At 69.6% G+C, this 14,575-nt stretch carries 8 protein-coding genes and 2 pseudogenes; 3 read left to right on the top strand and 7 right to left on the bottom strand.

Features of this window, described 5'->3' with window-relative positions:
* Nucleotide 1: 1 nt before the first annotated feature.
* From L1785_RS22110 to L1785_RS23440, 7 genes and pseudogenes are all read right to left on the bottom strand, one after another.
* Nucleotides 2–271: a DUF6112 family protein gene (locus L1785_RS22110; protein WP_236091411.1), complete on the bottom strand. Its 270-nt coding sequence runs from the start codon at nucleotides 269–271 to the stop codon at nucleotides 2–4.
* 17 nt (nucleotides 272–288) lie between these two features.
* The gene (locus L1785_RS22105) at nucleotides 289–555 is read right to left on the bottom strand and encodes a DUF6112 family protein (RefSeq protein ID WP_236091410.1); all 267 of its coding nucleotides are present in this window, start codon (nucleotides 553–555) and stop codon (nucleotides 289–291) included.
* Nucleotides 552–740 (bottom strand): hypothetical protein, encoded by a 189-nt coding sequence (locus L1785_RS22100; protein WP_236091409.1) that lies wholly within the window; start codon nucleotides 738–740, stop codon nucleotides 552–554. The genes L1785_RS22105 and L1785_RS22100 overlap by 4 nt, the downstream gene beginning before the upstream one ends.
* Nucleotides 737–1,927 carry a M23 family metallopeptidase gene (locus L1785_RS22095; RefSeq protein WP_236091408.1) on the bottom strand — a complete coding sequence of 397 codons (1,191 nt, stop codon included), beginning with the start codon at nucleotides 1,925–1,927 and terminating at the stop codon, nucleotides 737–739. The genes L1785_RS22100 and L1785_RS22095 overlap by 4 nt, the downstream gene beginning before the upstream one ends.
* A gap of 11 nt (nucleotides 1,928–1,938) precedes the next feature.
* Nucleotides 1,939–2,616 (bottom strand): hypothetical protein, encoded by a 678-nt coding sequence (locus L1785_RS22090; RefSeq protein ID WP_236091407.1) that lies wholly within the window; start codon nucleotides 2,614–2,616, stop codon nucleotides 1,939–1,941.
* A complete protein-coding gene (locus tag L1785_RS22085; RefSeq protein WP_236091406.1) occupies nucleotides 2,613–3,644 on the bottom strand; it encodes a ParB/RepB/Spo0J family partition protein in 1,032 nt (343 codons plus the stop codon). The genes L1785_RS22090 and L1785_RS22085 overlap by 4 nt, the downstream gene beginning before the upstream one ends.
* 428 nt (nucleotides 3,645–4,072) lie before the next feature.
* Nucleotides 4,073–4,591, bottom strand: a pseudogene (locus L1785_RS23440) (bifunctional DNA primase/polymerase); the annotation flags it as partial.
* Between the two features lie 364 nt (nucleotides 4,592–4,955).
* Between L1785_RS23440 and L1785_RS22080 the strand changes: the two are divergent.
* The 3 genes and pseudogenes from L1785_RS22080 to L1785_RS22070 all read left to right on the top strand — a co-directional run bounded on the left by L1785_RS22080 (nucleotide 4,956) and on the right by L1785_RS22070 (nucleotide 14,373).
* Complete coding sequence (locus L1785_RS22080) at nucleotides 4,956–12,425, top strand: DNRLRE domain-containing protein (protein ID WP_236091405.1); 7,470 nt, start codon at nucleotides 4,956–4,958, stop codon at nucleotides 12,423–12,425.
* A gap of 755 nt (nucleotides 12,426–13,180) precedes the next feature.
* Nucleotides 13,181–13,440, top strand: a pseudogene (locus L1785_RS22075) (helix-turn-helix domain-containing protein); the annotation flags it as partial.
* Between the two features lie 591 nt (nucleotides 13,441–14,031).
* Entirely contained in the window at nucleotides 14,032–14,373 is a 342-nt protein-coding gene (locus tag L1785_RS22070) for a helix-turn-helix domain-containing protein (RefSeq protein WP_236091404.1), read from the top strand.
* The last annotated feature ends 202 nt before the right edge of the window (nucleotides 14,374–14,575 follow it).

Raw genomic sequence — 14,575 nt, 5'->3', positions numbered from 1 at the left:
GTCACACCGTCTGTCCGACGTTCCAGAAGAAGTTCACCGCGGCCACGCTCGCGCCACAGATGATCGCCGCACCGAGCGCGACCAGGACGCCAGACTTGCCCCTGCCCGCGAGCTGCGGGTTCGAGCTGTTGGCGCCCAGTGCCCAAATGATCGCCGAGACGATCACGCCGAGGACGGCGCAGATCAGGCCGACGGTCATCAGCGCGCCGACCACGCTCTGCAACGCAGCGATACCAGGCAGCCCATTGGTGTTGGGGGCGATATCAATCATGATCCCTACCTTTCGGTTCAGAGGTGGTTGCCGAGCTTGAGGAGCCAGCCGCCCCACGAGAGCGCCGCCCCCGTGAGGGCGGCGCCGCCGAGCGCGACGAAGACTCCGGTGCGGGCCTTGACCACGGTCTGCCAGCTACCCATGGCGGCCGCGACCGCCCACGCGATCGCACTCGCTACCAGCACGGCGACCGCGGTCAGGAGCGCTGCGGTGAGCAGCGCACCGACGACGTCGCCGAACGCGGTGCCCGCGACAGCGGCGAAGTCCGGGCTGACGGTGTTCATGCGTTCTGCGTCCCGTCGTGGAGTGTGACGCGCTGCAAGGGCTCGTTCGGCGGGTGCGCGCCGGTGGTGGTGGCGGTCCAGCCGTCGGTCGTTCGCTGCAGTTCGAGGCCGAAAGAGGCGTCGTCCTGGCTAAGCAGCACGACGTCCTCGGTGTGCCCGGCGTCCGTGGTCGCCTTCTGGTTCATCTCTCGCTTCCCGTCGTGCAGGCCGCGGGCGCGGCCTTCTTGAGCTGGCCTGCCGCGTGGGCAGCGAGCCAGGGTTCGGGGTCGACAGGGGCGTAGAACCCGCCGGGGTGGACCTCGAAGTGCAGGTGGGGGCCGGTCGCCGCGCCGGTGGACCCGACGGCGGCGATCTGCTGCCCTGCCGTGACCGGGTCGCCCTCGCGGACGAGGACCGACCCGCCCAGCAGGTGTGCGTACGCCGTCGCCACGGCTTGTCCGTTGAGACGGTGATCGATGACGACGAGGTTCCCGCTGCGCTGGTTGGCGGAGACGTCGGAGACGACGCCGTCGGCCACCGCCAGGACCGGCGTCCCAGCCGGGGCCACGTAGTCGACCCCGGCGTGGAAGGTCGCGGTGCCGTGGACGGGGTGGATGCGCGGCCCGTACCCCGATGTCCAGCGCCAGGTCCCCTCGGGGAGCGGGAACACCACGAACGTGGTGGAGGCCGCTGGCGTGTCCGCCGCGGCCTCCACCATCTCCGACGAACCAGACGGCCCAATAGTTGCCTCGCCCGGCCCCGGCGCGGTGAGCGAGGCAAGGATCGCCTCGGCGACCGGCCCGAACTCGGCGTACCGGTCCGAATGTGCGGACACCTCGACCGACTGAGCGGCGACGCCCTTCGGCACGGACTGCCAGCCGGGGATGTCGAGCAGCCCTCTGGGCGACCCGCCGTTCGGCCCGTCCGGCCCACCGAAGAACGCTTGCGCCTGGTAGTCGGCGTCCATCAGTTCGGCGACGGATCCCCATCCGGCCGCCGGGCGCATCTGGAACAGCCCAAGGCTGTCGTGGTCGGACCCGTCACCGTCGTTCGCGAACCCGGCCGACTCGGGGTAGGCGGTGGCGTTCGCCAGCATCCGCAGGCGCGACTCGGCCAGGGCCGCCATCAACGCCACAACGATGCCGTCTCGCCCGACGCCCTCGGTGGCGCCGCCGACGCGGACGATCGTCACGGCATGGCCGAGCTGGACCCCGTCCAGCCGAACCGAGGCGCCGCTCGTCGTGGTCGCGGTCACCTCGCCGGGGACGGCGGTGACGACAGGACCGCACGGCGTGCTGGTGCTCGCCGAGGCGAACACGGTGACCACGAGCAGCGCGAGGGACGGCCCGAGCAGGAGCACCGGGAAGACCACGAACGGGGGCAGCTTGTGCATCGGGCACGCCCCTATTCCAGGACCGTGCCGGGGACGCCGAGGCGCAGCAGCCAGCACTCGTCCAACGCCGGCTCGCAGGAGACGAACATCGTCAGTTCGACCGGGTGCGCGAACGACTCGGGCCGCCCGGCGACCACACCGCTCCGGTGCAGGGTGCCGACGACGTTGACCGCGTAGGTCCCGGGCAATAGGTCCGCGACCTGCCCGGTCGCGACGGCGCGCGTCCACGCATCGGGCACCTCGACCGTGTCCAGGTCGACCCGCTGGCGGGTCTCGTACTCGCGCAGCCGCTCCCACCATGCCGGGTCGGGGAGGTAGGCGGTCAGGTCGGCGAGCAGGCCCGGGGTCTGTTCCCCGGTCGGGTCTGCCACCGCGAGCACGTCGGTCGTGACCGATCCCAGGGTGTCGGTGGTGGTGTCCCAGTTGAACAGGATCGAGGCGGCCCGGCGGGCGGTCGCGACCGGGTCCGATCCCGAGGCGGCGGGTGACGCGTTCGAGATCCGGCTCGGAGCACCGCCTGTTGTCGCCGACGCCACCGGACGAGGTCCGGCCTGCAAGGCAGGGCCGGACGAACCGACAGGGTGGGGATCACCGGAAATCAGGTGCAGCACGACGACGAAGATCACCGCGCCGGCGGCGAGCAGCACGACGACGAACCGCCACCGCTCCCGCAGCCACGCCCCGATCATGATCGTGCCCCGATCGCGATGACACGGGCCAGGGGCACGGCCGCCCTGCCGGGAGCCTCGTCGGGCTCGCCGCCGTCGGTCGGGCCGCTCGCCGCTTCCATGTCGCCGGGACCAGGGACCTGTGCCCGCTGATCGCCTTGGCCCTTCTCCTCCTCCGCCGTGGCGTGGTCGAGAAGGTTCGGGGCTCCGGCGCGGTCTCGGGCGTCGCGCATCCGCTCGACCAGGGTCGTGAGCCGCCGCTGGACATGGCAGATCGTGTCCCAGTCGCGCGGTCGCAGCGCAGGTCCCAGGATCGTGGGGTCGTGCTGATCGAGCAGGCGCGCGATCCCGTCCCACGTCGTGCCCCAGGTGCGCAGCGCGTACAGGGTGATCCCCGCCCGCTCAGCCACCGCCGGCCTGATGGCGCCCACCGTCTCCGCCTCGACGACCGCATGCACGCTGCCGGCCCCCGGCAGCGTCGCTCCGCCCGAGGCTCGGAGGGTGGCCACGACCTTCGCCCACTCTGGTGCGACCTGGCCGCCGTCCTCGATCCGGGCCACAGCCTCGGCGGCCAGGTCCCGGACCTCCTCGGGCTGGGCGAGGTCCGTGGCCAAGTCCATCAGCGTGCCGATCCGCTCCATCGCCTGCCAGGACTTCTTGCCCGTGGCCAGGAGCGCCGCCTGATCCCGCACTCGGCCCTGCTTGTGCGGGTCCGCCGGCGGTGTTGAATCAACCGCTCCCACAATGTCCGAATCGCCCGAGTCGCCGGAGGTGGCCACACCGCTCGAGGTGACCTGGGCGGCGTCGGGCACCGACCCGAACCGGGACGCCTGCTGACGGCGCTGCGCCTCCTGGCGCAGCACCTCCTTGAGCTCGCGGTAGAGAGTGGCCTGCTCGGTGCGGGTGTAGGCCTGGCGCAGGACGTTCTCGTCGTACTCAGCCAGCAGGCGGGTCGCGCCGTCGGACAGGCCTGAGCGAACCCAGGCGCGGACCTGGGTCCAGCCGAGCCGCTTAGCCGCCTCCAGGCGCCGCCACCCGCAGACCAGCACCCGGCCCGGGGTGATCGTGATCGGCTGCAGCAGCCCGAGCCGCTCGATCGAGGGTTCGGGGGAGCGGCCCGGCCCGTAGCCGGGTGTGCGGCGCGCTGAGCGCGTCGGAACGCGGACCGGATCGTCGCCTCCGCCTCCCGCGGGTCCAGGCCCGCGGTCAGAGCGGCGTTGCCGACCGTGGCCAGTGCAGTGGCGTAGTCGTGCCCGTGCTCGGCGAGCCGGCACGCGGCCCAGAACAGCCCGGCGTTGCGCCCGCCCTCGGGCCTGGCGGCGACCCAGTCCGCCAGCCGGGCGGGGTCGGCTCTCTGCGCGTCCGCTGCCGCCGTGGTCCCCGGTCGCTGCGTGAACGTGGGTTCGGGGGAGAGGAAGGCCCGCAGGGCTGGACCGTCCACCGGGCGTGGGGTTTGGCGGGTGACGGTGGTGAGCTGGTAAGTGCCCGAGGCGCCGTCGTCGTACACGACACGCGAGGGCGGCACCAGGACGTAGCCGCCGTCGGACCGGAAGTCGACATGCGCGCCGGGCACCTGCCAGCACGCCTGACGCGACCGGTTCGGGTAGTAGGCGTGCAACCCGCCAGCCGGCGTGCGGACGGTGAACGCCCACCCGCCGGTCAGGCCGCGCCGCAGGGACGCCGCGAACGCGTCCCGCCCGGACTCCTCACCGTGAACGTCGACATCCACGACGTCCCACCCCGACGCGCCGCCCGTGGGGATCGCGAGGTTCGCTTCCGGCCAGCGACGCCACCACCGGGCAACTTCCACCGGGTCTGCGGACGCGTCCTGGAACCCGTGCGACGTCAGCGGGCGCTTGGCGTCCGGCGCGCACGGGAACACCGGCACACCCGCACCCACCAGGAGACGCAGCGCGTCCGCCACCGTCGGTGAGGCGAACGCCGCGACCACGGCGCGGGTGCGCTGGTCGAACTGGCTGCGCGGTTGCGTTTCCATGCCAGCCACGCTGACACCCGCAAATCGCGCCATTCGCGGACACCGGAGGTCGTCCGCGATTCGCACCACCGGTGTCTTCGCAGGTCACAAAGGCGGACTCAAAGTTCCGAGGAGGCCTTGGTGAGCGCATGGGAGCGATTGCGGGCAATCGGGTGCGGCAGCTGCTGCTGCGGGATCACCCTCGCCCGCTGCCGCGAGTTCAGTGTGCGGCGGGGGTCGTCCCGTTCCGAGGGCCGAGGAGGAGCGAGCCAGCGGGTGCACCGGGTGAATTTCTTTGCGGTGATGCCCTGATTCATCCCTATGACACTCTTTGCCTGCTTCGAGGAGGCTGCGAGGTCCGTTACCTTCTGCGCACCGGCTCGGTGTGAGCCCCGAGCGTGCGGGAGTGCAGGTCATGACGGTGCTGGTGTCGTTTGCTGGGGTGCCCGGTTCGTGGCGTCGGGGTGTGGCGGTTGTTGCGTTCGTTGCGGCTGTGGCGGTGACCGGTGGAGTGCTGGTCGTCCCGGCTGCCGTGGCCGTGCCGATGCCTGTTGCGGAGGCTGTGCCGGTCGAGATCCCTGCGGAGCGGACCGAGGGCGGGTATCTGTGGGCTCCGGACATCGCGAGCGCGACGGTCATCGCCGGGCTGGAGGACGAGCCGGTGGAGGTGCTGGGGGAGCGCACGCCGTCGTCGTCGACGTATGTGATGCCCAGCGGTGTGATGGCGTTCCAGTCTACCTCTGGGCCGGTGTGGGTGCCGACGGGTGATGGTGATGGGACGGCGCTTGCGGACTGGGCCCAGACGGACCTGACCCTTGCCACGGCCGGGGATGGCACGGTTCGGCCGGTGGCGCAGATCGGGGACTTGACGCTGTCCGGGGGTGGCCAGCCGGGCGAGTCGGGGACGATCGATGTCGCGCGGCTGACGGATCCTGAGTCGGGAGTGGTGTCGGTCTTGGCGTGGCCGGGCGTGCTGCCGGCGCCGCGTCTGGAGGGCAGGCGGGCGGTTTACGCGTCGGTGGCTGAGGGCGTTGACCTGGTGGTCGAGGCCAGCATGACCTCGTTCCGGCACTACCTCGTGGCCGCTGACGCTGCCGCCTCGGCGCGTGCTGGGCAGGTTGCGCTGACCTACCGCGCCGAGGGTGGTGCGATCCATGTGGAGGAGGACGGGACGCTCGCGGTCCAGACCCCGGCGGGTGAGGTCGTGTCGCGCACGGGCGCTCCGGCGGCGTGGGATGCCACGGCGGATGCGGCCCGAGTTGCGCCGGTGACGACGGGGTGGGTGGACGAGGCGCCGGTGCGCGGGTTCAGGCCGTTGCCGTCGGAGAGCGAGCTGCTCGGTGCCGGCGCTGGCTCTGCCGCCGGCTCGCAGGAGGCGGTCTCGGCGGAACCGTCGACCGAGTCGGACGTCGTGTCGCCGTCCGACCCGACGTCGGAGTCATCGACGAATGAGCCGGTGACCGGTCCGGTGTCTGATGAGGTGCCGCTGTCCTCGGTGGTCGAGCAGATCGACACCGGGTCTGTCGAGATGCGTCTTGACGGTGTCGAGGAGCTGGCGGCTGATCCCTCCACCGACTTCCCCCTGATCGTCGACCCCTCGATGTACCTGGCGTGGGACACCGTCGATACCTACGTCCAGTCGGACTCGACCGTGGACAAGGCGTCCGAGGGCGAGCTGCGGATCGGCACCTTCAACGGCGGTGGTGTCAAGGCTCGAGCTTTCGTCAACTTTGATACCCGCGCGGTCGCGGGGGCGCGGATCCTTTCGGCGCAGCTCGAGCTGTTCAACTTCTACTCCTCCACCTGCACTGCGACCGAGTGGAACGTCTACCACACCGGCAGCGTGAACTCGGGCACGAGGTGGGGCGCGCAGCCCGAGTGGATCTCCCACCAGCGTGCCGTCTCCAGCGCGGCCGGCTACAGCGCGGGGTGCCCTGGTGGCTGGGTCCGTCCGGACGTCACCGGCGCGATCCAGTGGACCGCCGACCGTAGCTACTCGACGATGACGTTCGGGCTGCGGGCCACGAACGAGTCCGACTCGCTGACCTGGAAGCGGTTCTACTCGACCGACTTCGGCTCCTACGTGCCTGCGGTGATCGGCGCCTACCAGCACCCGCCGGCGCTGCCGACCAACCTGAAGGCCCTGCCGAGCGAGGCCGGAGTCAACATGTCTCCGGTGTCTTCGGCGACCCCGCAGCTGTCGGCGGTGATCGACGACCCGAACGGTGAGTTCATCACCGCGACGTTCCAGGTCAACACCCCGACGGGCGTCAACGTCGCCAACTACACGGCGAGTGTCGACACGACACCTTCGGATGTGGATGTCACCGCGCAGGTCACCGTTGCCCAGGGTGTGCTGGCGGAGGGCGGCACCTACGCGTTCCGGGTCAAGGCCTCCGACGGCGTGCTCGAGTCGGCCTGGACCGACTGGTACTGGATGGTCGTCGACACGATCACGCCCGGGGCTCCGGTGGTCTCCTCGACGGACTATCCGGGTGATGGCACCTGGCACAAGAACGCGAACGAGGCGGGGACGTTCTCGTTCTCCATGAATACGCCCGACTCGACGGTCGTGGCCTACCGGTGGGGGCTGGACAAGGCGCCAGAGGCCCAGAACACGGTCGGCGTGAGTCAAGGTGCGGCGGGGACGGCGTCGATCACGCCGACGACGGTGGGGCCGCACGTGCTGCAGGTCGTGGCCGTGGACGGGGCCGGCCACGTCTCGCAGGTGGCGCGGTACGCGTTCCAGGTCGGCAGAGCAGGGATCGTCGCCCCGGTCGAGGGTGCACGGGTCGTGCGAAGGGTGCGGGTCGAGGTCGGCACCAATGACACGACGCTGACGCACCTGAAGCTGCAGTGGCGGCGCGGTCCTGACGCGGCGGTCGTCGAGGACGTGCCCGCCGCCGCTTTGAACACCTCCTCCGGTGGACCGGTCGGCTCGGGACTCGTCGCCCGTTCGGGCTTGGGGTCCTACGTCTCGTGGGACGCCGTCGCGACGGTCGGAGCCGCGGGCGGACCGGTCCAGGTGCGCGCTCTGCTCGACACCGCCGCGGACGGGATCGACGCGGTCGCCACGCAGTGGGTCACACTGACGGTCGACCCCGACGCATCCGGAGCGACAACCACCCAGATCGGGCCCGGGTCAGTCAACCTCCTGACCGGCGACCACACCCTGTCGGTGACCGACGTCGAGGAGTTCGGCCTGTCGGTCGTGCGCACGGCCAGCTCCCGTGACACCGACTCGGGGTTCCAGCTCCAGGACGACAAGCTCAGCGAGACCCAGCGCAAGGCCTCCACCCTGACCGACGTGCAGAACGGGACCGCGACCGTCGCGGTCGACACCGGCCGGTTCCACGAGGGCGGCACGTCGTTCAAGGTGGCGCCGAACGGCTCGGGCATCGCCGACTCCTACGCCCACGTAGGCGGCGCGGAGGGGGCCCTGCGCCTGGGCTTGGCCGGTGGGCGGACCTACCGCGTCAGCGGTTGGGTGTACGTCCCGGCAGCCACGGGCCTGAGCCCGGTGAATCCTCGCGGTCAGCGCGTGGCCGTGTTTTGGAAGAAGGACGGCGCCTACAACGAGCCGTTGACCACGGGTTCCGCCACGCCGGCCCCGACGAGCACCGACATGTGGCAGCAGGTCAGCGTCGATGTCACGATCCCGGATGGGGTGAGCGAGGCGTTCGTGCGCCTGTACAACGGCAACTCCGACCCGGGCAAGGTGGTTTACTTCGACGACCTGTCGGTGCGGCAGATCTGGGCGCCGTTCGGCAAGCAGTGGGCCACCGGGACGGTCGACGCCGCCGCGGGCACCGCCTACACCAAGGTCACCATGCCGAACCCGGACGTCGCCGCGGTGCACATGACCGGTGGCGGTGAGGTCTGGTTCTCCCGCGGCGGTCAGGCGTGGTACCCGGAGCCCGGAGCCGAGGCGCTCAAGCTGACCCAGCCGAGCGCGGACACCTGGCGGCTGACCGAGATCGACGGCACCGTCACCGACTTCGTTCGCAACGGCACCGCCGGTGACTTCGTCGTGACGACCACGGCGCCGCCGGCCGCCTCCGGGCAGTCCCGGCACGTCTACGCCCCCGGTCCCGACGGGGTGCAGCGACTGGCCCGCGTCATCGCTCCGATCGAGACCGGCGTCGACGGCTGGCCGGGCAACACGAGCGCCTGCACCACGGCGACCCCCGCCCGGGGGTGTGAGGTCCTGGAGCTGAAGTACGCGCCATCGACCACGGCCACCGGCTCGGCGCCGGGACTGTTCTCCGGTCAGGTGGAGTCCGCGTCGATCTGGTCGTGGGACGGGACCGCGATGACCAAGGTCACCGTCGCGGAATACCGCTACGACACCTCCGGGCGCCTGGTCGAGGTCTACGACCCCCGCATCGAGCAGGCGGGCGGCACGCGTCAGGTCACGCGGTACGGGTACGACGGCGCAGGCCGTATCACCACGGTGACCGCGTCCGGTGAGGAGCCGTACACCTTCACCTACGGACCGGGCGGAGCGTCCCAGACCGGGTCGGGCGACCTGGTCGACCCGGCACCCGGTCGCCTGCTGAAGGTCTCGCGCGCCTCCCTGGTCCCGGGCACAGCCGACCAGCTCGGGCCGGTCAACACCACCACACTTGTCTACAGTGTGCCGCTGACCCGCGGCGCGGGCGGACCGTACAACCTGGACGCCGCCACGACCGCTGGCTGGGCGCAGCAGGACGGCCCGACCGATGCCACGGCGGTCTTCGGCCCGGAAACCGACCCCAGTGTGACTACCGCGAGTGCGACCGTGCCCGGCGCCAACGGGTACGGGTCGGCGACCGTGCACTACCTCAACGCGGCCGGTTGGGAGGTGAACACCGCCTCCCCGGCGGGCACCGGCGCGCCGGCGGACGGGTTCATCGACACCGCCGAGTACGACCGGCACGGCAACACCGTGCGGACCTTGGACGCGACGAACCGCCTGCTCGCCCTGGGCACTCTGCCGGGCGCCACGGAGATGCTCACCGAGCTGGGTCTGATCGGCAACGACACGGTCACCCGGGCAACGCGCCTGGACTCCCAGTCGCGCTACAGCACCGACGGCCTCGACCTGCTGGTAACCATCGGCCCGGCGCAGCGGCTCGCCGACGCGGCCAACCCGTCAGCGACAGTGCTGCTACGGCCCAGGACCACCAACGTGTACGACGAAGGCAAGCCAGACGGCCTCGCCTACCACTTCGTGACCACCTCGACCACGGACGGGGTGGGGATCATCGACCCGGTCACCGGTGAAGGCATCAACCCGTTCGCCGGCCAAGGCGTCGACCCGCTGGTCACCAAGACCGGGTTCGACCCACTCGAGCCGGGGGGCACCGCACTCGGTGCAACGTCGGGCTGGGTGCACAAGGGCGCCACGTCCGTGACGATCGATGCCGGACAGCCCACCGCGCTGACCTCGACGATCGTCTACGACGACAAGGGCCGCGCCGTGAAGTCGTCCAAGCCGGGCTCCACCGGCTCGGATGCCGGCACCGTGCACACGGTGTTCTGGACCGCCGGGGCGAACCCGGACGACACCACCTGCGGCAACACGCCGGAGTATGCTGGCCAGCCGTGCGTGACCAAGCCCGGCGGTGATGTCACCGGTCACGACCCGGCCCGGATGAGCGCCGAGCTCGCCACCAAGCGGGTCGATTCCTACAACCGGTACGGCAACCCGACGGTCGTGTCCGACAACCTCGGAACGATCAAGCGCACCACGACGACGACCTACGACGCCGCCGACCGCGTGACTTCCGTCGAGATCACCGGCACCGGTCCCGGGGCCGGGGAGGCGATCGCCAAGACGACCACCGCCTACGACCCGGCCACCGGTGACGTCGTGGAGAACGCCTCCGTGAACGCCTCTGGTGAGCCGATCCAGATCTCTAAGGAGTACGACCGCCTCGGACGCCTGACCAAGTACACCGACTCGGCCGGCGGGTGGACCACCACCACCTACGACCGGTACGGCCAGCCGCTGACCGTCACCAACTCGACCGGGGCATCGACCACGTTCGAGTACAACCGGACCGTCGAACCGCGCGGGCTCGTCACCAAGCAGACCGACTCCGTCGCGGGCGACATCGTGCCCACCTGGGGTCCGGACGGGCAGCTCGAGTCCCAGACCCTGCCCGGCGGGGTGAAGCTCACCATCGGATACGACGCCGCGCGCATCCCGGTGAAGCGCTCCTACACCAGGGTGTCCGACGGGGCACCGATCACGTCCGACTCGGTGGTGGAGAACCAACGCGGCCAGGTGATCCAGCACGCTTGGTCGGCCGCCGGCAACACCTACGGCGAAGCCACCTACACCTACGACCGCCTCGGGCGCCTGGTGCGCGCAGACGACTCCTCCCCGCAGATCAGTACATGCACGACCAGGGCGTACGGGTACGACACACACACCAACCGCACCTCGCTGACCAGCGCCACCACGGCGGGCGGGCAGGCGTGCCCAGGGGCCGGTGTCGCGACGGCGGCCGGTGCGACCACCGTCAGCTCCACCTACGACTCGGCCGACCGGCTCGTGACCACCACTGGTGCCGGCGGGAACCTGTGGGCGTACGACGCCTTCGGGCGTATCACGTCCATGCCCGCCACCGACACCACCGGACAGACCGTGGCGGCGACGTCCACCTACTACCTCAACGACCTCGTGCGCCGCCAGGAGGTCCCGGGGGTCGAGCGCACGACCTGGGGGCTGGACCCGGTCATGCGGCACGCTACCCAGGTCGACAGCACCTTGCTGAACGAGGAGTGGGTCGACGGCATAGAGAAGGTCTTCCACTTCGACGGCGACTCCGATGAACCCGCCTGGGTTGCCGAGGGAGCGACCACCGTCACCCGGTACGTTGAAGGCCTCGACGGCGCGCTTGCCGTCCAGACATCCGGGACCGGTGATCGGGTCCTGCAGCTGGTCGACCTGCACGGCGACGTCATCGCTACCCTGCCGATCGCCGACAATGCCACGGAGGCGTCGTGGACACAGGTCCGCGTGCAGTCGTTCGACGAGTTCGGCGCATCTGAACCCATGACCTCCAGCGGGCCCCTCAGCGATGAAGACTCGCGGTACGGGTGGCTCGGCGGCGCCCAGCGCAACGCCGACACCCCCACCGGCACCATCCTCATGGGCGTCCGCGTCTACCACCCCGCCACCGGCAGGTTCCTCCAGGTCGACCCCGTCGCCGGCGGATCCGCCAATACCTACGACTACTGCAACGCCGACCCCGTCAACTGCATCGACCTCGCCGGTACGGCAGCCCCCGGCTGGCTCACGGGGCTCGCGACGATCGCCTCAGTGGCAGCATTCATCCCCGGCCCGATCGGCATGGTCGCAGCGGGTGTATCAGCGGTCGCGTACGCCGCATCAGGAGACACCAAGATGGCGCTCCTCATGACGGTGGGCATTGCTGCAGCCGCAGTCGGTGCCGGCGGCGCCGTGGTAGGCGCAGCAGCAGCGGTCAGGGGCACGGCTGCAGCAGCTAAGTACGTCGGACCGGCCATTAAGGCTGGCGCAAGGCTGGCTCGTTCGGTGCCGAAGGCTGTGCGCGGCGCCAAGGATCTCGTCGTTCGGGCCTCTGGGGCAGTGGCTCGTGCTGCTACTTCATCGGTGCGAGCGATAAAGTACTACGCGAGTCCCGGCCCAAGGGGTTGGTTGTTCGGCAATAAGGGTCTTGGAGCGCCGAAGCCTGGTCGGCTAAACAATGCGCCGAAGAACTCGGGGAAGCCCGCGCTGGGATGGTCGGTCAAGGGAATCGACGGTGCCTATTACCAGCAATTCCGGTTCAAGTCGCGATCGGGAATTCACTACGATCTTTTTCGGGGAAGGAGGTTGAATTGAGTACCTTGGAGCGCGAAATGCTACTCGGGTACCTAGATGTCCTCGTGCAAGAATTGCCGGATGTCCAGTTTGGCGCTGTGGCAATAAGTGGCGCAACGGCGGTCGTCCAATTGTCCCACGGCCCTCTGACTGCTGGTCTGGTCTTTTCAGCGTCGAGTCGTGGAGGCGGGGGGCTCGATGACGTTTCGTCGACGATCATCGTTGATGAGTACGGTGATCACGTCAAGGGTAAGGGGCCGATTGCGCACTCGGCATACATAGCTTCTTGGATAGACGTGAAGGTTGATCGTTCGGTCGACGTTGACGGGTTCTCGACTCCAGCTTCCTCAAGTTTGTCTGGTCTGCGCCGCGAGTTCGCGAACCTGGCCCTGGCGCCCCGACTGACGATCCAACCAGATGCGACCGTGGTGGGGGTTGCGGGTACTGATCGTGCGCGGATTGTGGAGATGAGTTCTCGCCGCGTCATTGAAACTGAGAGTGGATGCTTTGCGGTACGCGGTAATTCGGACCTGGAATCCGCATCGTCCATTGCTGGGATCCTAGACGCGCTAAGTCCGGGATCGGACGACTAGATGCGATCGGGCTTCCGTGAACGCGCTTTCACGAGAGATCCCCGCTATGGAAGCGGATGAAGGTGGCCTAGATGTTGTGGTTCATGAGCTTGGTGGCGCGGGTCGGTGTGTGAGGGAGAGGTAGGTCCCTGACGGCAGGATGGAAGTACCTCTACGACCACCTGCTCGAAGGACCTACCCCTCGTGTCCCACGCTAATGCCCCGTTGACCCCTGCCGGTCGCCGGCGCCTGATCGATCGCTGCCGGGACCATCCGGTCGCGCACGTCGCTGCCGAGGCCGGCATCAGCAGGGCGTGCCTTTCGAAGTGGAAGCACCGCTACGAGGCCCTGGGCGAGGCCGGGGTGATCTACCGGTCCTCGGCCCCGCACCGCTCACCTGCCCAGCCCGCGACCCGGTGGTGGACCTGATCGAGACCTGGCGCCGGCAGCACAAGCGGACCGCCGGTTCGTCCGCCTGGGCATCAACCGGCGCCCCCAGCCTCACGACTCCACGCAGTCGTCACCAACGTCACGAGCCAGAACACCTAGACCGAGCGTAGATCGGGGACGGTCTTCGCGAGGTTGCGTTGGCACTTCGCTCGGGCAGTTCGAGTGCGCCCAGTGCGTCGTCGCGGGGTCGGGCGCGTGGATGGGCCGGCGCTCCGACCGTTACGGCGGCGAAGTGGAAGGGCTCGGCCGGCGACAGTGCGCGGGTCGCTCCGACACCGTCGCCGTCCGCGGATGCTCGCCGAAATCGACCGCGCCGCGCTGTCCTAACCGACCCAGATGCTCATCAGAAACTCATCAGATTCGACCCGCACGGACCCGAGGCAACCCGCTAGACTCCAACCGATCGACGTGAGCCGATCCGCGGAGTTCCAACGTAACCCGCGAGTTTCTAGAGATGTTTGGTCGGCCGACAGGGGCCTCCGATTCCTCCAAGGGGTCGCAGGTTCAAATCCTGTCAGCCCGACCGATTCAGGCCCGGGATTCCAACGGAGTCCCGGGCCTGAAGGGTTTCTGAGACTTGAACCGTCCACCTTTTTCCCACCTCAATGGGCCTGTTCTGGCTCGTCGAGGGCGTCCCCGGCTCAGGTTGGGTCGGGTTGCGTGTTTGCACGACGTTCGTCGCGTACCTGAGGTTCATGGACGCGAACACCACTCCCACAGCTTCTCTCCCACCGGGCGGTCTGGCGCCGCTCCTCACTCCCGAAGACCTGGGCGCCTATCTCGGCATCCCGGTCTCGACGCTGCGCGACTGGCGCACCAGCGGGAAGGGTCCGTGCGGTACCTGGGTCGGCAAGCACCTGCGGTACGCGGTCAGCGACATTCAGGCATGGCTGGCTCAGCAGCGCGAACCGGCTCCCGGCCGGCACCCCGAGCCTGGGCGGAGGTGAGCCGCCGTGCCCAGAGATCCGCCGCCCGAACCGCCCGCGGCATGAAGACCACTCCTGCCGCGGGCGGCAGCCACTTCGCTGGCACTCCAGGCACGAATGCACGACAGACGTCGACTACCCGAGACGACCCTGATGAGGAGCACTCTCTGTGAGCCTGACTGCCGCCGTTGGACAGCCGGTTGCCATACGCCGCCCGGCGCGA

It is taken from the genome of Antribacter soli (genome assembly GCF_021568775.1).
GTDB lineage: Bacteria > Actinomycetota > Actinomycetes > Actinomycetales > Cellulomonadaceae > Antribacter > Antribacter soli.
This window is presented reverse-complemented; position numbering and strand designations above follow the sequence as displayed.

Bases quoted from the DNA above. Each gene is read 5' to 3' on its own strand.
- L1785_RS22095 (WP_236091408.1), bottom strand. From the start codon at position 1,927: ATGCACAAGCTGCCCCCGTTCGTGGTCTTCCCGGTGCTCCTGCTCGGG.
- L1785_RS22105 (WP_236091410.1), bottom strand. From the start codon at position 555: ATGAACACCGTCAGCCCGGACTTCGCCGCTGTCGCGGGCACCGCGTTC.
- L1785_RS22110 (WP_236091411.1), bottom strand. From the start codon at position 271: ATGATTGATATCGCCCCCAACACCAATGGGCTGCCTGGTATCGCTGCG.
- L1785_RS22100 (WP_236091409.1), bottom strand. From the start codon at position 740: ATGAACCAGAAGGCGACCACGGACGCCGGGCACACCGAGGACGTCGTG.
- L1785_RS22070 (WP_236091404.1), top strand. From the start codon at position 14,032: ATGGGCCTGTTCTGGCTCGTCGAGGGCGTCCCCGGCTCAGGTTGGGTC.
- L1785_RS22090 (WP_236091407.1), bottom strand. From the start codon at position 2,616: ATGATCGGGGCGTGGCTGCGGGAGCGGTGGCGGTTCGTCGTCGTGCTG.